Annotated in this window: 19 protein-coding genes and 1 pseudogene; 9 read left to right on the plus strand and 11 right to left on the minus strand. The window is 60.0% G+C overall.

The features are described from left to right. Positions 1–134 precede the first annotated feature (134 nt). Genes JN756_RS16520 through JN756_RS16530 form a run of 3 tightly spaced genes read left to right on the plus strand, consistent with a single transcriptional unit; the run spans position 135 to position 3,302 of the window. Positions 135–1,061 (plus strand): 4-hydroxyproline epimerase, encoded by a 927-nt coding sequence (locus JN756_RS16520; RefSeq protein ID WP_201021078.1) that lies wholly within the window; start codon positions 135–137, stop codon positions 1,059–1,061. Between the two features lie 41 nt (positions 1,062–1,102). After that, entirely contained in the window at positions 1,103–2,050 is a 948-nt protein-coding gene (locus JN756_RS16525; RefSeq protein WP_079443906.1) for a dihydrodipicolinate synthase family protein, read from the plus strand. Next, positions 2,040–3,302, plus strand: coding sequence for an NAD(P)/FAD-dependent oxidoreductase (locus JN756_RS16530; RefSeq protein WP_201021079.1), 1,263 nt, complete (start codon positions 2,040–2,042; stop codon positions 3,300–3,302). Before JN756_RS16525 ends, JN756_RS16530 begins: the two co-directional genes overlap by 11 nt. 67 nt (positions 3,303–3,369) lie before the next feature. On the opposite strand, the gene souR is transcribed toward JN756_RS16530, so the two are convergent. The 8 genes from souR to JN756_RS16570 form a co-directional block, all read right to left on the minus strand. After that, on the minus strand, positions 3,370–4,353 hold the full coding sequence (souR, locus tag JN756_RS16535) for a transcriptional regulator SouR (RefSeq protein WP_177030615.1): 984 nt from the start codon (positions 4,351–4,353) through the stop codon (positions 3,370–3,372). Positions 4,354–5,025: 672 nt separating this feature from the next. After that, positions 5,026–5,184 (minus strand): hypothetical protein, encoded by a 159-nt coding sequence (locus JN756_RS16540; RefSeq protein WP_250690893.1) that lies wholly within the window; start codon positions 5,182–5,184, stop codon positions 5,026–5,028. A gap of 154 nt (positions 5,185–5,338) precedes the next feature. Continuing rightward, on the minus strand, positions 5,339–6,646 hold the full coding sequence (locus JN756_RS16545; RefSeq protein WP_201021080.1) for a hypothetical protein: 1,308 nt from the start codon (positions 6,644–6,646) through the stop codon (positions 5,339–5,341). Between the two features lie 151 nt (positions 6,647–6,797). Beyond that, positions 6,798–8,534 (minus strand): acetyl/propionyl/methylcrotonyl-CoA carboxylase subunit alpha, encoded by a 1,737-nt coding sequence (locus JN756_RS16550; RefSeq protein WP_201021081.1) that lies wholly within the window; start codon positions 8,532–8,534, stop codon positions 6,798–6,800. Then, entirely contained in the window at positions 8,531–10,132 is a 1,602-nt protein-coding gene (pxpB, locus tag JN756_RS16555; protein ID WP_057004219.1) for a 5-oxoprolinase subunit PxpB, read from the minus strand. The genes JN756_RS16550 and pxpB overlap by 4 nt, the downstream gene beginning before the upstream one ends. After that, the gene (locus JN756_RS16560) at positions 10,132–10,905 is read right to left on the minus strand and encodes a LamB/YcsF family protein (RefSeq protein ID WP_057004200.1); all 774 of its coding nucleotides are present in this window, start codon (positions 10,903–10,905) and stop codon (positions 10,132–10,134) included. The genes pxpB and JN756_RS16560 overlap by 1 nt, the downstream gene beginning before the upstream one ends. Positions 10,906–10,920: 15 nt before the next feature. Then, positions 10,921–11,877: a DUF979 domain-containing protein gene (locus JN756_RS16565; RefSeq protein WP_017846361.1), complete on the minus strand. Its 957-nt coding sequence runs from the start codon at positions 11,875–11,877 to the stop codon at positions 10,921–10,923. Next, on the minus strand, positions 11,874–12,617 hold the full coding sequence (locus tag JN756_RS16570) for a DUF969 domain-containing protein (RefSeq protein WP_017846362.1): 744 nt from the start codon (positions 12,615–12,617) through the stop codon (positions 11,874–11,876). Before JN756_RS16570 ends, JN756_RS16565 begins: the two co-directional genes overlap by 4 nt. A gap of 226 nt (positions 12,618–12,843) precedes the next feature. Between JN756_RS16570 and JN756_RS16575 the strand changes: the two genes are divergently transcribed. The 3 genes and pseudogenes from JN756_RS16575 to JN756_RS16585 all read left to right on the plus strand — a co-directional run bounded on the left by JN756_RS16575 (position 12,844) and on the right by JN756_RS16585 (position 14,307). Then, on the plus strand, positions 12,844–13,521 hold the full coding sequence (locus JN756_RS16575; RefSeq protein ID WP_017846363.1) for a GntR family transcriptional regulator: 678 nt from the start codon (positions 12,844–12,846) through the stop codon (positions 13,519–13,521). A 110-nt stretch (positions 13,522–13,631) separates the two neighbouring features. Beyond that, positions 13,632–13,748, plus strand: a pseudogene (locus JN756_RS16580) (D-glutamate cyclase family protein); the annotation flags it as partial. Positions 13,749–13,767: 19 nt separating this feature from the next. Continuing rightward, a complete protein-coding gene (locus tag JN756_RS16585; RefSeq protein ID WP_201021082.1) occupies positions 13,768–14,307 on the plus strand; it encodes a hypothetical protein in 540 nt (179 codons plus the stop codon). Positions 14,308–14,621: 314 nt separating this feature from the next. Here the strand turns inward: JN756_RS16585 and JN756_RS16590 are convergent, their stop codons facing one another. Continuing rightward, the gene (locus tag JN756_RS16590; RefSeq protein ID WP_201022307.1) at positions 14,622–15,653 is read right to left on the minus strand and encodes an IS110 family RNA-guided transposase; all 1,032 of its coding nucleotides are present in this window, start codon (positions 15,651–15,653) and stop codon (positions 14,622–14,624) included. Positions 15,654–15,924: 271 nt separating this feature from the next. Here JN756_RS16590 and JN756_RS16595 point away from each other — a divergent pair, with 271 nt between their 5' ends. Then, on the plus strand, positions 15,925–16,590 hold the full coding sequence (locus JN756_RS16595; RefSeq protein ID WP_128191392.1) for a hypothetical protein: 666 nt from the start codon (positions 15,925–15,927) through the stop codon (positions 16,588–16,590). 31 nt (positions 16,591–16,621) lie between these two features. On the opposite strand, the gene JN756_RS16600 is transcribed toward JN756_RS16595, so the two are convergent. Continuing rightward, entirely contained in the window at positions 16,622–17,107 is a 486-nt protein-coding gene (locus tag JN756_RS16600) for a DnaT-like ssDNA-binding protein (RefSeq protein WP_128191391.1), read from the minus strand. An 8-nt stretch (positions 17,108–17,115) separates the two neighbouring features. After that, the gene (locus JN756_RS16605) at positions 17,116–18,081 is read right to left on the minus strand and encodes a minor capsid protein (protein WP_236255049.1); all 966 of its coding nucleotides are present in this window, start codon (positions 18,079–18,081) and stop codon (positions 17,116–17,118) included. On the opposite strand from JN756_RS16605, the gene JN756_RS16610 reads away from it, so the two are divergent. Further along, entirely contained in the window at positions 18,033–18,446 is a 414-nt protein-coding gene (locus JN756_RS16610) for a hypothetical protein (RefSeq protein ID WP_422047617.1), read from the plus strand. The genes JN756_RS16605 and JN756_RS16610 overlap by 49 nt on opposite strands. Before the next feature lie 69 nt (positions 18,447–18,515). Next, entirely contained in the window at positions 18,516–18,845 is a 330-nt protein-coding gene (locus JN756_RS16615; RefSeq protein WP_128191389.1) for a hypothetical protein, read from the plus strand. Positions 18,846–18,850 lie beyond the last annotated feature (5 nt).

The following is an 18,850-nucleotide window of genomic DNA, read 5'->3' on the forward strand; positions in this document are numbered from 1 at the left end:
GAGCGTAGAAAACTGTGCTGAATTCGTCATCCAACCCGGCGCAAAACATCAATCGTCGCAGCGCTGACGCGTTCACGATATGGCCACTGCATGCCTATCCCATCGGCCAGGCTCACCCCTGAACGGAGCGTGTCATGAAACGACTGCACGTCATCGACTCTCACACCGGCGGCGAACCCACGCGCCTGGTGATGGACGGATTCCCCGCACTGGCCGGCAACAGCATCGCCGCGCAACTCGACAACCTGCGCACCCACCACGACGCATGGCGCCGCGCCTGCCTGCTGGAACCGCGTGGCAACGATGTGCTGGTGGGCGCCTTGTATTGCGCGCCGGTCACACCGGGCGCCACCTGCGGCGTGATCTTCTTCAACAACGCCGGCTACCTCGGCATGTGCGGCCACGGCACAATCGGCCTGGTTGCCTCGCTGCACTATCTGGGGCGCATCGAGCCAGGCGTACACACCGTCGACACGCCCGTCGGGCCGGTGGCGGCCACACTCCATGCAGACGGCGCCGTGACCCTGCGCAACGTGCCCGCCTACCGTTTTCGCCAACGGGTAGCGGTGGAGGTGCCGGGGCATAGCGTGGTCCATGGCGATATCGCCTGGGGCGGCAACTGGTTCTTCCTGGTGTCGGAGCACGGCCAGGCGCTGCAGATGGATAACGTCGACGCCCTGACCGACTACACCTGGGCGATGCTCAAGGCCCTCGAACGCCAAGGCATCTATGGCGAAGACGGCGCACTGATCGATCATATCGAGTTGTTCGCCGATGATGCCCATGCCGATAGCCGCAACTTTGTCATGTGCCCGGGCAAAGCCTACGACCGCTCGCCCTGCGGCACCGGCACCAGCGCCAAGCTCGCCTGCCTGGCCGCCGATGACAAACTCGCGCCGGGTGAAACCTGGGTACAAGCCAGCATCACCGGCAGCCAGTTCGAAGGCCGCTATGAATGGGACGGCGAACGCGTGCGCCCGTACATCACCGGTCGCGCCTACATGACCGCCGACAGCACCCTGCTGATCGATGCGCAGGACCCTTTCGCCTGGGGCATCTGAGCCCTGCATGGTTTGACTGAATATTCCAAGGAGTTAGCCCCATGAGCGACACCATCTTCACCGGCTGCATTCCCGCACTGATGACCCCGTGTACCGCCGCGCGCAAGCCGGACTTCGACGCCCTCGTCGCCAAGGGCCGCGAATTGATCGATATCGGCATGAGCGCCGTGGTCTATTGCGGCTCCATGGGCGATTGGCCGTTGCTCACCGAAGCCCAGCGCCAGGAGGGCGTGGCGCGCCTGGCCGCCGCCGGCGTGCCGACCATCGTCGGCACCGGCGCGGTCAACAGCCGTGAAGCGGTGTCCCACGCGGCGCATGCAGCCAAGGTCGGCGCCCAGGGGTTGATGGTGATTCCCCGCGTGCTGTCCCGTGGCGCTTCGGCCACCGCGCAAAAGGCCCACTTCGGCGCGATCCTCGACGCTGCGCCCCACCTGCCGGCGGTGATCTACAACAGCCCCTACTATGGCTTCGCCACCCGCGCCGAGCTGTTTTTCGAGCTGCGCCGCGAGCACCCGAACCTGATCGGCTTCAAAGAGTTCGGCGGCGCCGCCGACCTGCGCTACGCCGCCGAACACATCACCTCCCAGGACGATAACGTGAGTTTGATGGTCGGCGTCGATACCCAGGTGGTACACGGCTTCGTCAACTGCAACGCGACCGGCGCTATCACCGGCGTCGGCAACGCCCTACCTCGGGAAGTGCTGCAACTGGTGGCGCTGAGCAAGCAAGCCGCCAAGGGCGACGCCAAGGCACGTCGCCAGGCCCTTGAGCTGGAGGCCGCGCTGGCGGTGCTGTCGTCCTTTGACGAAGGCTGCGATCTGGTGCTGTATTACAAGCACCTGATGGTGCTCAATGGCGACCACGGCTACGCCCTGCACTTCAACGAAAGCGACCAGCTCAGCGCGGCCCAGCGTCGTTATGCCGAAAGCCAGTACACACTGTTCCGCCAGTGGTACGCGAACTGGTCGGCGGAACAGAATGTCGCTTGAACCCCCTAGCGCCGACATCGCCGTGGTCGGCGCGGGCATCATCGGCGTCGCCTGCGCCTTGCAGTTGGCACGTCAAGGGCGCCGGGTCGTCGTCATCGACGCGCAGCCCCCCGGCATGGGCGCCTCCTATGGCAACGCCGGCCATCTGGCGAGCGAACAAGTGTTCCCCATCGCCGACCTGTCGATCCTCAAGCGCTTGCCCACGATGCTGATGGACCCCATGGGCCCGCTGCGCCTGGACTGGAAATACCTGCCCCGCGCCCTGCCCTGGTTTGCGCGTTTGCTGCTCAACCTGCGCCCGGCCAGCTACCGGCGCACGGTCGCCGGCATTCGCGCACTGAACGAAGGCAGCCTGGGCGCATGGCAGCGCCTGCTGCAAGGCATCGACCGGCCGGAGCTGCTGCGCGAAGACGGCTCGTTGCTGGTGTTCGAGCGCGCGGATTCGCGAGGGGCCATCGACGCGCTGCAGCAACGCATGGCGCAGCAAGGCGTGCCAGTGGCGTTCTGGTCGGCTGACACCATTCGCAAGGCCGCGCCGCAGTTGAGCGAGCACATCCAGGGCGGGCTGTTCTTTGCGGGCACCGGGCACTTTCTCGACCCCTATCAAGTGGTGTGCGAACTGGTGAACGCCGCCACAGCCAACGGCGTGCAATTTCTCACCCGCCAGGTGCTGGGTGGGCAAGTCGACGCCCAGGGCGTCACGCTGACCACCGATCAAGGCCCATTGGCCGCACGCCAGGTGCTGATCGCCTGCGGAGCCCACTCGGCGAAACTCACCGCCGCCTTGACCGGCAAGCACGTCCCCCTCGACACCGAACGCGGCTACCACCTGATGCTGCCCCACGAACATGAACGCCTGCCCTTCGCCGTCACCTCCCTGGAGCGCAAGTTCATCATGACGCCCATGCGCGGCGGCCTGCGCCTGGCCGGCACCGTGGAATTCGCCGGCCTGGAGCGCCCGGCGAATATGCAACGCGCCTGGCAACTGCATCGCCTGAGCAAAGGGCTGTTCCGGCAAGACCTCAATGCGCAGGACGCCACGCCATGGATGGGCTTCCGGCCCTCCCTGCCGGACTCGCTGCCGATCATCGATCGGGTCGCCGACGGCAAGGTGTTGCTTGCGTTCGGGCATCAGCATCTGGGGTTGACGCAGGCGGCGGTGACTGCGGAGCTCATCGCGCAACTGGCTTCGACGCGGCCGCGGCTGTCGGGTTTGCCGGAGTTGGAGGGGTATCGGTTGGCGCGGTTCTGAAACGTATGATGAGAATCAGCACTCCGTGATCATGACTCGTCACACGAAAAATCCAACAACCTCCACACTACTTGACCAACCTCTTTTCCTTCGACGGCCTGTAGCCGAAATACGAGCTATAACACTTGCTGAAATGACTCGGCGAAACAAACCCGCACGCCACCAGCACCTCCACCTGCGACAACTCAGTGTGTTGCAACAGCCGGCGCGCCTCGGTCACCCGCAGTTCCATGTAATAGCGCTGCGGCGTGGTGCCCAGTTGTTCCTTGAACAGCCGTTCGAGCTGGCGGCGGGAGCGGCCGGCGTAGACGGCGAGCTGGTCGAGCTCCAAGGGTTCTTCGAGGTTGGCGTCCATCAGTTTCACCATCTCGCGTAACGGCGCGCTGACGCAGATGTTTTCCGTCGGTTTGATGCGCCGGTAGCGGGACTCCTCAAAGGCCAGGATATCTTCGATACCTTCGACCAAGGCCTTGTCGTGCAGGCCCTTGATCCAATCCAGCGCCATGTGGAAAGCGCCGGACGGACTCGAGGCGGTCAGGCGGTCGCGGTCGATGACATACGGTTCGCTGGTGACGTGGGCCGCCTTGGACACTTCCGCCAGTGCCGGGCGATGTTCGGGGTGGATGGCGCAGCGGTAGCCCTGCAACAGGCCGGCGCGGCCGAGGAACCAGGCGCCGTTCCACAAGCCGGCCAGGCTGACGCCCTGCTCGGCGGCATTGCGCAGCAGGTGGATGAAGTCGTCGCTGGCCTTGAGTTCGGTGCGAAAGCCGCCGCAGATCACCAACAACTCCAGCGTTTGCAGGGCCGCCACGTCGAGGCGTGCATCCGGGCGGATCACCAAGCCCAGGTCGCTGATGACTTCGCCGTCGCCCCAGCCGAACGTGCGCGATGCGAACAACTCGGGGCGCAACAGGTTGGCGGTGACGAAGGTGTCGAGGGTCTGGGTGAAGGCCGGCAGGGAGAAGTGTTCGAGCAGCAGGAAGCCAACGCGGGTGGCCGACGCCGGCTGGCCGGGTGTTTCATTGAGGTAGCGCAGGTTCTTGCCTTTCATGCCACCGCTGAATTGACGTCTTTCCATCGAGGGTCGGCCCTCTCTTATTGTTGAGGCTGTGGGCGCCATCTTAGGGGGAAATGCTGCGGCTGTCTCAGGTGGCGCGCCGTACCCTCAAGACATGGCTCACCTGCTGATCTTGATAAACCCAGCCCTCTCCAACCCCCCAGGCCAAAGCGTTGCGCGCGCATCTGATACGGTTTTTTCTTTACTATCTGCGCCTGTATCGAAATGTCATCGAGGCGGACAATAGGGCCACTCCCGACACCCTTGTCGAGCGCGACAGGAATGTTCCTGCCGCCCCCTTCCCTTCGGAGGCCTTATGACCAAGATGGCAATTTTCCTGTTTGGCTTTTTGGTGCTGACCATTGGCATCGGTCTGCTGGCGACCATCTCGCCCGTTTGACGTCAGCGCAGCCCCGGCACTCAACGCGAAAACAGCCTCGGGTACAGCGACAGCACCAGCAAACTGGCCATCGACACATTGGCTCAAGCCTTTCACAAAGCTTTCACAGGTGAACGCCTAGTGTTGTTTCAGCTCCTAGAGAAACACCTTTTAGCCCGCTCTCCCCATCGCGGGCTTTTCTTTGCCTGTGATTTAAGCCGGGCAAAAAAAAGGCAAGCCACGCCTCATCAAGATGAATAGCGTGGCTTGCCCCAATAAGCCGTTACTTAACGCAGACCGGGACCGCCCGGACCGCCATGGCCACCGCCCTGACCGTGGCCACCACCACCACCACCACCACCACCACCCGGCGGCATGAATATCCAGCAGCCCGACAGGGACGATAACAACGCGACAATCAGTGCCGCCTTAGTTAGATTGTTCAACTTCATCACAACACTCTCTAGTCACAAGCTTTAATGCTCGATGGATAAGACCGCTCAAAATGAAGTGCGTCACGCCTATCGTGTAACTTGATGGTATTGAATGTATTGGAAAGGCTACAAATACCTGGTCGCTATAGGCTGATAGCGGTGCGACTCACTGAGGGCGAAGATCGGGAGTCTTGGGCGTTTTGATGTCCCAGACGTTAGCGTCTCGATGAAGCTGTTCCCACGCACGAACTTTTAGACGAGCCCCGTTAAAAACGCGCACATAGTTTTCATACTTTATCTTCGCCGCAGCCTGAGGCGACAATGTCGCAAACACCGGATCCAGGATGTTAGAAACACTCTTATAGTCTTGGGCGGCCATTAATTTTCCGGGGGCAACGGTCATTCCGGCACCTGGAAGAGCCTCGAACTTGTTGCGCCCGAAAATAACGGTATCAGAGCCCCAAAGAATCCGGTCCTGATATTTATCTAGAAATGCAGTCCATTCTTCAGTCGATGGCATTGCTGAGCCAGGATGAAGAATCGTTTCCTGTACGATATCCCAAGAAATATCGACCAGCCAATTATTGCAACTATCCAAGACTCGACCAACGATTGCCAAGTGGTCTTTTGTAGGTTTGACGAATCGCCCCAAACCGGTATGAGCCCAAATAGTGACCGTTTTGGGGGCCGTTGAGCACAGCGATTTCAGTTCTGCCTCATAATTCCGTTCAGGGTGGAGAGCTTTTACTTCACCGGTGTGTGTAACATCCGAATCATAGACATCGTTGTGAAGCGTCGCCACGAGCCCTATTTCGCCAGCTTCCTGGAGAAGGCTGGAGAGTGATTCTGAAGTCAGGGACATCGTCTCGTCAGCGCTGTGAACGTCCGATGGAATATCGCCTGCGGCAGTGTGGCTGATTGGCTCACCCGCGATTTTCTTGGAGACGACTTCTTTATGAATTGTAAACTCACCGATCCCCACAAATGCCCCGGGGTACGTGAGTATCGCCCGTTTCAGATGCTGAACGGCATAGCGATCCATGGGATTAAATCCCGTGATCATGAGATCTAATCGTTCTTGGTACTCCCGGGGTAGTTCAAGATATTCCTTGGCGTACATGGCATCGGCGAATGCATAGTAATAAAGATCTGACTTCGGCCCAATATAGTAGTTCGGCCCGAACGCATCCCCTCCGGAATTTGCTTGGTACCCCTCAAAACTGTCCCATCGTTGTTGCAGTGGCAGTGGCATCACGACCGAGCGCGTGATACCCGTCGACATGTAGTTGTCTACCAGATTGCGCAGCGTTGTGCCTTGGAAGGCATAGTTGGAAATATGAAAGTGAGAATCCGCGAGTGGCTCAGTAGGTTTGGTGGAATCAGCGCTGCGCTCTGGCGGTGACGAACACCCCGATGCTACCGCCATAAAAGCAACCAAAGCTGTCCGTTTCATTTGAGTTGCAACATCAATCATTTATTCACCCCGTCTAAAAAATCACAACCTTCAACCAAAATTGAAAGCTCGTTATAAGCCGTATCTGTTTTCTTGCCGGTTAACGTCCATTTACAACAGCGAATAATTCAGTCGTCTTGAGCCGAGCCCAGGGCGAACGAGTCGACTCTCATCAGCTCACAATTTTTGCGATTGCAGTGCCTGCGGCGACGGTCGAACCCACGGACACCGTTAGGGTGATGCGTCCTGCGCGGTGTGCCGTGACTTGCATTTCCATCTTCATCGCCTCCATGGAAGCGAGGGTGTCGCCCACAGCCACGTTGTCGCCGTCGGCGACGTTCCAGGACTGCAGGGTGCCCGAGATCGGGGCTACAACGGCGGCGGCATCCGTCGAAATGGAAGACACATCAGCCCCCTCGCGCTCAGCAGACGGCGCAGTGGAATGTAGCCCGCGCAGCAGTTCAGCCGGCAACCCGAGCGCAATCCTTCGGCCATCGATCTCCACGGCCGTGCGTACCAGCGCGATATCGGCCAGCGGTTCAGGCCGTACAGCGGCCGCCAGCGTGTCGGCAAAATCTGTCTCGATCCAGCGCGTATGCACGCTGAAAGCATCGGCTGATGTGAAATCGGCGTGTGCCATCACCGCCCGGTGAAAAGGAAGCACCGATGGCACCCCTTCGATTCGGAACTCCTTCAGCGCCCGGCGCGCGCGGGCTATAGCCTGGGCACGGGTGGCGCCAGTAATGATCAACTTGGCCATCAGCGAATCGAATGTACCTGGGACGGTAGAACCCGACTGCACGCCGGTATCGACGCGCACGCCGGGCCCCGACGGTGCCTCGAACAGATGCACCAACCCCGGCGCGGGTAGAAAGCCGCGCCCCACATCCTCGGCGTTGATGCGAAACTCGAAAGAATGACCGCGCGGCTTCGGCGTCTCGGTGACCGACAGCGGCAAGCCATCGGCGATGCGCAGTTGCTCGACGACGAGGTCGATGCCCGTCGTCTCTTCGGTCACTGGATGCTCGACCTGCAGGCGCGTGTTGACCTCCAGAAACGAGATTGTTCCGGAAGGACTCAACAGAAACTCGACAGTCCCCGCACCGACGTAGCCTGCCTTCGCGCACACATCGCGCGCCGATTGATGGATGCGCTCACGCTGTTCATCACTGAGGAAGGGCGCAGGGGCTTCTTCCACCAGCTTCTGGTTGCGCCGCTGCAACGAGCAATCGCGCGTGCCGAGCACGACAACATGGCCGTGCGTATCGGCGATCACCTGCGCCTCGACATGACGAGGCCGATCGAGGAACTGTTCAACGAAACACTCGCCACGGCCGAAAGCAGTGATCGCTTCACGCACCGCCGACTCGTACAATTCGGCTACTTCGTCGAGCCGCCATGCGACCTTCATGCCGCGGCCGCCACCGCCAAAGGCCGCCTTGATGGCGATCGGCAGGCCGTTCTTCTCGGCAAAGGCCACGACCTCCTGCGCATCGCGCGCGGGCTCCGACGTGCCAGCCACCAACGGCGCACCGACAGCCAGGGCGATCTTGCGCGCCTGCACCTTGTCACCCAGTGCCTCGATGGCTGCCGGCGAAGGGCCGATCCACTTCAGGCCCGCGCCAATCACGGCCCTGGCAAAAGTTGCGCTTTCCGAAAGGAAACCGTATCCGGGGTGTACCGCGTCGGCGCCACAGCGGTCGGCCACGGCGAGCAGCTTTTCGATGTTCAAGTAGGTGTCGGCCGGGCGCTGGCCGTCAAGGCCGTAGGCCTCATCGGCCATGCGAGCGTGCATCGCGTCGATGTCGGCGTCGGCATACACCGCGACGGATTTCACACCATAATCGGCACAGGCGCGCACGATGCGTACAGCGATCTCGCCGCGGTTGGCGATAAGAACTTTCTTCATGGGGTTTCTCGCAGGTCGGAAGAGAGGGCCGCGGTGAACGCGCGTATGGGGTTGAAGCGCACCTGCGCACCGATGGGGATCTGCCCCGCACGGTCGAGATGGTAAGGGGCGACAGCGCCGATCACTGGGTAGCCACCGGTCAGCGGGTGGTCGGCAAGGAAGAGCACGGGCTGGCCGCTTGGCGGCACCTGAATCGCGCCCAACACGGTGCCTTCACTGGGCAGTTCGGCGATCTGTGCGCGCATCAACGGCGTTTCACCGGCCAGACGCAGGCCGACGCGGTTCGATTGCGGCGTCACAGTCCACAATTGGCTCGCCAACAATGCAATGGCCTGCAGTGTGAACCAGTCGGTGCGCGGCCCCATCACGACATCGAGCACCACGGTCTGCGTCGTCGTCGGTAGATCGGCACGAGGCGTTTCGGGCGCGCCGACGATGGAGCCATGCGTGACCACAGGTACCGGCAAAATGTCACCGGCTTTGATGGGCGGCGGACCGACCTGCGCGAGCGTGTCTGTCGATCGACTTCCGAGCACGGGCGCGATCGCGAAGCCACCGCGCACCGCCAGGTAGCTGCGGATGCCGGCACGCGGGTCGCCAAGCGATAGACTGTCGCCATCAGAAAGTGCGATGGCTTCATGGCCTGGCACACGATATCGAGCGCCGTTCGCACGCGTGAGTTCGATCGGCGCATCGGCACCGGTGAAGGCCACCACCGTGTCTGCGCGGCTCGTGATTTGGAAACCACCGTAGACGATCTCGACGCAGGCCATGTCGCTCGCATTGCCGACCAGACGGTTGGCCGCGCGCAGTGCGCCCTTATCCATCGCCCCTGAGGCGGATACGCCCTGCCCGGCCAGACCCTCGCGCCCGAGATCCTGGAACAGCGCCTGCAGGCCGGTGCTACGGACAACAAGCGCCGGACCATTGTGGAGCGGAACCTCGACGGGGCCAGTCGACGGCGCTGGCAAAGCTGAAACCTGCCGCCCTGAAACATCGACGAAACGTACCTTGAAGCCCGGTTGCAGCAGCGCGGGCACGTCACGGCTTAGGTCCCACATCGGCGTGGCAGTCACGCCGATGATCTGCCACCCCCCCGGACTGGCCTGCGGATAGACGCCGCTGAAAGCGCCGGCCAACCCCACGGCGCCCGCGGGGATGCGCGTGCGTGGCGTAGTGCGACGCGGCACGTTGAGGCTTGGGTGGCCGCCGCTCAGATAGGCGAACCCAGGTGCGAAGCCAGTGAAGGCAACGGTGTAGTCGCAGCCGGTATGGCGGCGAATCACCTCTTCGCGCGAGAGATCAAGCATCTGCGCGACCTCGTCAAGATCCTCTCCTTCGTAGGAGACCGGAATCTCCACGCGAGTGGTCGCACGCTCGATCTGCGCCGTGAGGTCCCGGCGGCTGATGCGCGTGACGAGTTCATCATGCGTCACCGTGTTAGGCCGGAAGTGAACCATGACCGTGCGCGCGGCCGGTACGAGTTCGACGATGCCATCGATGGGCTCGGCCTGTAGTGATGCAAGCAGCGCCAGCGTCTGCGACAAGTCATCCAGCTCGACCAACAGGGCGTCGAGATTAGCGGGCAGAAATCGCATCACGGTACGACTCCCATGTCGACGAAAGGAGCGACCTTGACGCCCGAACGCTCAAGCAGCGCACGCACTTGCCGCGCCATCTCCACCGCGCCGGGGCTGTCACCATGCACGCAGACCGAATCGGCCTTAAGGCGCACGATGCTGCCGTCAATGGCCGTGACCACACCCTCGGTCGCCAGGCGAAGCATGCGCTCGGCAACATCCTGCGCATCGTGCAGCACGGAGCCCTTCTCGCGACGGGAGACCAGCGAACCGTCCGGCATGTAGGCGCGATCGGCAAAGGCTTCGGCCACAGTGCTCAGCCCGCTTGCCTGCGCCCAGCCGAGTAGCGGCGAGCCGGCCAAACCGACCAGCACCAGCGACGGGTCGATTGCGCGGATGGCGGCAATCACGTCGTGTGCCTGGCGCTTATCGTGCGCGATGGTGTTGTAGAGCGCTCCGTGTGGCTTGACGTATCGTACCGACGTGCCGGCCACTGCAGCCAACCCCTTCAGCGCGCCGATCTGGTAGATCACGTCAGCCTGCAGGTCGGCGCTTGCCACGTCCATTTGGCGGCGGCCGAAACCGACGAGGTCGGGATAGGCGACGTGCGCGCCTACTGCCACGCCGCGCTCCGCCGCTTGACGTAGCGTCCGCAGGATGCCGGCGGCGTCGCCAGCGTGGAAGCCGCAGGCCACATTGGCACTGCTCACGATGCTGAGCATCGCGTGGTCGTCACCCATGCGCCAGGCGCCCAGGCTTTCACCCAAGTCACTATTGAGGTCTATCTTCATGTTGTTTTCTTTTCTTTAGCGAAACATCAGGAAATACAGGATGAAAACATTGCAAGTCAGCAAGGCCAGCGCCGTGGGCACCTGCGCGCGGATCACCGCGTTTTTGTCGGGCAGTTCGAGTAGGGCCGCCGGTACGATATTAAAGTTGGCTGCCATCGGCGTAAGCAAGGTGCCGCAATAACCCGAGAGCATGCCGATGGCTGCCATAAGGGCCGGGTTACCGTCGTACATGCCGACCAGGACTGGCACCCCGACGCCCCCTGTCATCACGGGGAAGGCGGCGAAACCGTTGCCCATGATGATGGTGAAAAGCGCCATGCCAACCACGTACACCATCACCGCGAAGAAACGTACATCCATGTTGATGTAGCTGGTGGTGATATGCGCCACGGCCTTGCCCACACCGGCGTCGGAGAATACGAGGCCCAGCATGCCGAGCATCTGCGGCAGTACCAGCGCCCAACCGAGCGCATCGGTCAGCCGACGCGATTCGCGGATGCCTTGCATCGGCGTTTCGTTCGTCATCTTGCAGACCAGCGCAAGCGCGACCATACAGCCCAGCCCTAGGCTTACCATCGTGGTGTTCTTCGGGTCGAGCAGCGGTATGCCGCCAACCACGAGGTACTTCGCCGACAGCGTGCCGATCATGGTCACGACCGGGATCGCCAGGGCGGGGATGAAAAGCTTGTTGCCCAGCAGATTGGCGCTGGCCGAGTACTCCGCCGCCGAGCGGGCCACGTGACGGCCAATGCCGACACCGCCGAAGGCTGCAATCAGCGCCATCACCACAACACCGACGCCGACCCAGACCGGCGGCAACTGGTCGCCGAGCAAGAAGACGAGCGAATAAAGGCCCCAGAAAAAGGCACTGGAATAGCGCTTTGAGTGCTGGCGATCCATGAGCGTCATCACCGCGGTGATGGCGAGGATGGCACCGACGAGGTAGTACAGGTGCGTGATCGTGAGCGTCATGGTCGGGACTCCTTGCCTTCGACTGTGACGGTTGCCGCCGCGGCCGCGGCGCCGCCGGCCATCTCGCGCATCAACCAAGTGTCAAGCCGGCGCAGGCGCCAAGCATGGATGGTGAATGCGCAAACAGCTGTCGGAATCCCCCAGAGCGCGACGCGGATCGGCTCGACTTCGATGCCCGCCTCACGCAAGAACGTGGTCATCAGCACGATCGCGCCGAAAGCCACGAAGATATCTTCGCCGAAGAACAGGCCGACGTTATCGGTCGCTGCGGCATACGCTCGCAGCTTGTGGCGAACCTTCTCCGGCAGTGCCCCAAAACGGGCTTCGGCAGCACCTTCTGCCATTGGTGCGAGCAGCGGTCGCACCATTTGTGGATGGCCGCCCAGGCTGGTAAGACCGATGGCTGCGGTCATCTGGCGTGCGCCAAGGTAGACAATCAGCAAGCGGCCCGCAGTCGCGGACTTGATGCTGCTGATCCATCGCTGGGCGTGCTGGCGCAAACCATAACGCTCGAGCAAGCCAATCACCGCCAGCGGTAGCAGGATGATCAACGGCAGGTTACGTGTCTTGATGAAGCCTGTGCCGATGGCGGCAAGAATCCTATCGACCGGAAAGTGCGCCGCGAAGGCGGTGACGACGGCCGTGACAATCACGACCAACATGGGATTAAAGCGCAGGACGAAGCCCACGATGATGACGACGACCCCCAGCAAGGGCCACAAGTTGATGTCAGTGGGCACCGGCGTTTCTCCAAGTTGTTTGAGTTATTTTCTTAGATCACTCAACTATCTTCATCCGATTGAATGATCATTTCAACAGAATTGTTCAACAATCCAACACGGATAATAAAAAGCAATATGCATGCCAAAATATGAATTCGTTTCAGCCCTACAGGAAAAAGCGACACTGCGAGTAGGGCAAAACCTGCTAGAATCCAATCGCCCCTGCCACTCAGAAGTCCGCTCGATGCCCCTTCCCGCCTCCCCTTCATTCGTAGCCCAGACGCTAAACGAGCGGATCGCCGAACAGTTGCGTCAGCAAGTCACCCAAGGCGAATTCACACCTGGGCAACGGCTGTCCGAGCAGGTGCTCAGCGAAAACCTCGGCATCTCGCGAAACACCCTGCGCGAAGTATTCCGGACGCTGGCCAAAGACGGCCTGTTACGACACGAGCCCAACCGTGGGGTATTCGTGGTGGTTCCCAGCATCGCGGCTGTCATCGACATCTACCGCGTGCGACGCCTCATCGAATGCCAGGCGCTGGCAGAGGCTTACCCGCGCCACCCGGCGAAGAAGAACATGCGCGCAGCGGCAGAACAGGCCCAACGAGCACGGGACGCGGGGGACTGGCTGGCAGTGGGCACAGCTAACATGGACTTCCATACGGCAGTCGTTGAACTTGCGGACAGTGAACGCTTGAACGCCATGTTCCGGCGCATACTTGCAGAGCTACGGCTGACTTTTGGGCTGTTGCAGGACGCCGAGTTCTTGCATGAGCCCTACGTCGATATGAACTTTCAGATTCTTGAACTCGTTGAACGCAACGAGATGGCCAAAGCTCGCGAAGCAATGCTTGAATACCTCATTCATTCCGAACGCATTGTTTTGGCCGTCTATGCGAGGCGCCCTTCCCAGGAAGGGTGAAAGCTCCGACGTCCACGCAACATCTGCCCTACACAGCCGGTCGACTGGTCGATACAGTTAACCAAGCGGGGCTCCTTCAGAAATTTTTGCCGCCCTAGCGCATGAGCGAAGAACTGCCAGACATAGAGCCCCTGTGGCAGGATGACCTGGTTGCCTTCACCATCGGCTGCTCGTTTTCCTTCGAACAAGCGCTCCTGGATGCCGGCACTGCCCTCAACAACAACGAATGGATGCAATGGACAAACAATGAACACAGCTCAACGGTCGATTCAGCAGTACATAAACGCCAAGGACAGTAACCGCCCGCATCTGCTGCGCCAGGCTTTTATGCCGGATGCACAACTGGAGATGGTGGTACACACGGGGTCTATCTCGTTTCCACCCCGCGTTGAAGGCCTTGAGTCCATCGGCGACGTACTGGTCAGGCGCTTCGGCCAGACATTCGAAAACGTCTATACCTTTTGTCTGGGACACCCACCGGAGCCGGATAGCAAAACGCTCCAATGCCAATGGCTGGTCGCTATGTCCGATAAAAACTCCGGCGAGGTCCGAGTCGGTTGTGGTCAATATGGATGGCAGTTCAATCCCGAGTCGGGACTTGTCGAGCGGCTCACTATCACCATCGAGCATATGAAAACCCTGCCACCTACCGATCTTCACACCATCATGGAGTGGGTATCCCACCTGGACTATCCATGGTGCCAACCAGAAGCATTAGCGAGCAACGCTCCAGACATAGGCACCCTTGAAGAGGTGATCCAGTATGTAATCCGGTCAGAACAGTGAAGTTGCGGAACACATCTGAAGCGTTGCGGAAGGGATCGTAAATCGCAGGTATAAAAATCTATGGTCACCCCCATTTTTGCAATACTGATCAACGGGTGGTGTGGTTGGCTTGCTTAAATCTATCCGGCGTCTGTTTGGGGTATGCCCCAGCGCCACGATGAGAGTCGCGCCTGACGATCCTTAAAAACCGGTCGGCTTCTGAAGCCGATTTTTATGTCAGGATCTTCGCCAGGCCGGTGTGCCGTTCACATCATCTGTTGTTCAGCTATCGCAAAACCTGAAGGGTGAATCGTGGTACTGCAACAACTGCAGGGTCAGGCGTTCAAAGCGTCTGGCCCTGCTTCATATTGCGTATGGCGAGCGGCTATCGCCCAAGCGATACGCGCCAGTTTGTTAGCCAGGGCACAGGCCACGACATTTGAATGTCGTCGACTGAGCAAGGTTTTAACCCAGTCAGCCAGAGCGCCTTTCTGGTGATCCAGCCTCTGCATATAGACCCTGGAACACTGCACCAACAGTTGTCGCAGATGCTTGTCACCCCGCTTGCTGATCCCCAGCAGATTGGCCTTGCCGCCCGTGCTGTACTGCCTGGGCACTAAGCCAACGGAGGCGGCAAAGTCGCGACCGCATCGGTACTGTTTACCATCGCCCATCTCCACAGCCAGCAGGCTGGCGGTGATCGGGCCGACACACGGCATGCTCAGCAAACGACTGCCCAGATCATCGTTGGCCAGTTGGCCCGCCAGTTCTTTATCCAGCGCTTTGATTTGCTCATCCAGATAGACGAAGTGATCGTGCAGGCGCTGCAATAAGACCGTCAGACGAACGGGTAAGTCGTGCTCGGCCAAAACGCTCGCCAAACGCTTCATGATGGCCAATCCCTTGGGCAGGCTGATTCCAAACTCCAACAGAAAACCGTGCATCTGATTAGCCGTTTTGGTGCGGTCATGCACCAACGATTCGCGCATCCGATGCAGCACAGACAGGGTTTGCTGGGATTCGGTTTTAGGCGTAACGAAGCGCATGGATGGGCGGGAAGCGGCTTCACAGATCGCCTCAGCGTCGACGAAGTCATTTTTGTTGCCCTTGACGAAGGGCTTAACGAACTGCGGGGAAATCAGCTTGGCCGTGTGTCCCATCGCCATCAGTTGGCGAGCGACAAAATGCGACCCTGCGCAGGCCTCCATCACCACGACACAGCTCGGCACATTGCCGAAAAACTGCATCATCTGCGCTCGTGAGCATTTTTTGCGAAACACCTCGCGGCCCGACTTATCCTGGCCGTGCAGGTGGAAAGTATGTTTGCCGAGATCGATACCGATCAGTGCTGACTCGCTCGTGACGATGGCCTCCGAAAACAAAACACCCCGTGAAAGCGTAGCCCTCACAGGGTGTTGGGGGTGACCATCTCATTAACCCCGGCATGGCCGAAGTCGGATTTTTGGTAAAAAAAAGGCCTGCACTGAGGCAGGCCGACAGAAGAGAACGCTATAAAAGAAAAGCTTGATATTTGCTCACTGAAGAACTAAAATTAACTCACTGAGCGAGTAATGATCGCTCAGTGAGCATTATTTAGGGCGCTTCCGCCCTAAACAAATCATTCAAAGGTAAACAGACATGACTTCAAAAGCGCAATTCATTTATGACGACGAACAGCAACCGCTGTTCGCGATTCTCCCCTATGCCGAGTATAAGCGGCTGCTGGGAGAAGACCAACCTGCTCCGCAAAAACCATCGCTCCTGAGCGAAGACAGGCTTTCGGTCCGCCTTCCAAATGGGGGGCCCGGAGCCCACATCGATCTACCTCGTTTTGTTGATTACTGGTGCAAGACAGGCCTTCTCAGCATGCCAATCAATCAGCGCGCAAAAAAATTCAACGAATTTGAAGTGACCGAGCTTATGTCTCTTGAGGGGCTGATCCGCGGCTGCTTCCTCAAAAAAGATTCGTCGTACCGGAACACCATGCAGGCAACGAACGACGTAATGGCGGCACTAGTTGAAACAGGCATGTTCAAGGAGGTCCGCTTCTATAAAGCGAAGCTTCGGAATAACGAAATTTTCAACCGGGCCGCTGCCTTGGTTCCCGATAATGACCCTCGGGCAATCGATGAAGATGATCCGCTAAGCGACTCCGACTTCCACAAGTTTAGCCGCACCGTAAAATGCATTGAGGGAGTGGAATCGGAGCTCGTTAAATTCAACAAAAAGCATCCTCACAAGGGCCTTAGCATCAATAATCATTGGTTTCGCGACCCCGCGTATAAGCCTTCCTTCCTGAGCTAAGAGAAAAAGGGTGTCCTTAGGACACCCTTTTTTATTTAATCAGTGACAGCCCGCGCATCACCAGGTAATCGGCGAACTGCGTCCTGCTCGGCGCATATGGCGGCGGGCGCATGCGTTGACCTGGCGTATCGCGATTGAGCCGTGAGCGCTGGCCATTCGGCTCGGTGCAGTGCGTCGGCTCTTCGATCTGGAACCCTTGCTCGGCGGCATACAGCTCGACCGCCAGCCGCACATGACCCCATTCAAGCTCAAAGGGTACGAATATCTCAGACAGCGTCTGGTATTCGATCTTGCAGTCACGCCTGGGCCAGGCCATTGCCTGGTCAGGATTGGCCTTGTGGCCCTTCCATTGCCGTCCGTTGACATCAGCGGCAGCGCGCAGCAGCAACTCGACCTGCTCCGCCTCTGCCATAGGTATCCGGAACCCGTAGTAGTCGCGGTAGAAGGTCAGCTTCTCCAGCGGCACAAAGCTGTTGGCGCGTGATCTGCCCTTCCCGTCCTCAACGATGATCTGCATGCGCTATCTCAACCTGATGGAGCGCCGAGTGTAACGCCTGCTCGGGTGAACATGTCGGGTTCTACTTCTTTCAGTTGCGCGAGGGTCAGCGGCTTGAACGATTTGTCGAGCTGCAGCTTGGCGAACTTCTCCAGCGTCAGCCCACCATCGCGGAACAGCTTGCCCCGGACAGGCCCAAGGGCGTGATCCTGGAAGCTCGCCGGCTGTGTCGCCAGCCACTCGTAATAGTTCAGGCCTGCGTCGACCTGGGCCCCGCCGTTTTCGCCCACCGAGGCGCCCGTAGCGTCCTTGGCGAACATCTCCGAAAGCCTGGTAGTCGGCACCGTTGTCGACCGGCAGTTGATGTGCGCCGGTGGCAGCGGCCCCTTGCCCAGGTCGAAGCGCATGCCATCCAGGCCCTTGCATTGCTGCGAGGTCTTGCGGTCGAGCGTCGACACCCAGCGATAGCCCAGTACCACGTCGCTATTTGCCTTCAGCGTCTCCATGCGTGCCGTGGTGGCAACATGCTGGATTACCGTCTGCACCACTGAGGCAGCGTTGCGGTTACTCACCGCAAGTACGCCGTCCGTGAAGTTCTGCGCTGCGGTACCGCGAATCGCCTGGATGATCTTCGCATTGGTCTGACCCTGGCCGAAGCCGAGCCGGATGGTGTTCGTGACCCGCATCGTCTCGGTCCGCGTCCAGCCGCTGACGAAACTCTTCAGCAGCTTGCCGCCATCGATGCCTTTCACCTGCAGCGGATAGGTGAACACCGCCGCACGGATAACCGTGTTGGTCGGCACCACCGCATCGATGGAGAGCGCGTTGCTCAGGCTGTTCGCCTCGAAGGTCGACTCATATAGAGCAATGTCGACCAGATCCGCCTGCACCAGGTCGCCGTAGGACTTGTAGATGTCCAGCAGCTTGCCGTCCACCCGGGCCAGGAATTGCTCAAGGCGATCCCGGCTGTAGGTGGTCAGCTCCTTGCGGGTCAACTGCTCCCGCACCAGCGTGTCGATCTTGGGAGTCAGCTTTACCGGCGGGTCAAAGGTACGGGGTATGCGGCATCCCCTACCGCTGGACGATCTACCTCAGCGCGCTTTGCATCGACGCCCGCGGCGACCGCTACAGCAAGTCAGTAGAGATCGCGCCCGATGGCGTCTACCTCTCCGACCACCTGGAAGACGTGATCGAGCACTGCTACAAGGAGCTGCGCGACTCGGCAAACCAGAGCCAGATGGTGGCCTCAGGTTGGATCGCCATTCCCGAAGCGATGTCGCTGGACGAGGCGCACGCCGCGCGGATCTTCGAAGCGGTAGGCGCCTGGCACCAAGTGAAGGTCGATTCATGCGCCGCATAGCCCGCACCCAGCAACGCAAACGACAAACCTGGCTCGCACTGCCGGCCAGCGGAATAGAAGAGGTAGGCCATGGCCAAGACTAGGCAAGAGCGATCAGCGAAAGCCGCCGAGAAGCGGATCGAATACGACGAGAAGGAGTTGCGGCACCGCTTACGACTGGGAGCGCGACAGAAGCTTGAAGAAGTAATGGCCTGGAACGATATCGAGGAAATCAGCGAGGCGGTGCAAAATCTGATTCTGAACGCTCATGCTCTCGGACCGACACCATCGTATCAAGCGATTCAGAGTCCGCGCCACAAAGTGCAGATTAGCGAAAACGTGGCGCGAATGTTTCGGAGTCAGAGCCTAGCCGAGCTGAGGCGTGATACGGGTGATGATATTGTGAATACAGATAACTAAAAAAC

This window comes from Pseudomonas sp. Y39-6, assembly GCF_023651955.1.
Taxonomy (GTDB): domain Bacteria; phylum Pseudomonadota; class Gammaproteobacteria; order Pseudomonadales; family Pseudomonadaceae; genus Aquipseudomonas; species Aquipseudomonas veronii.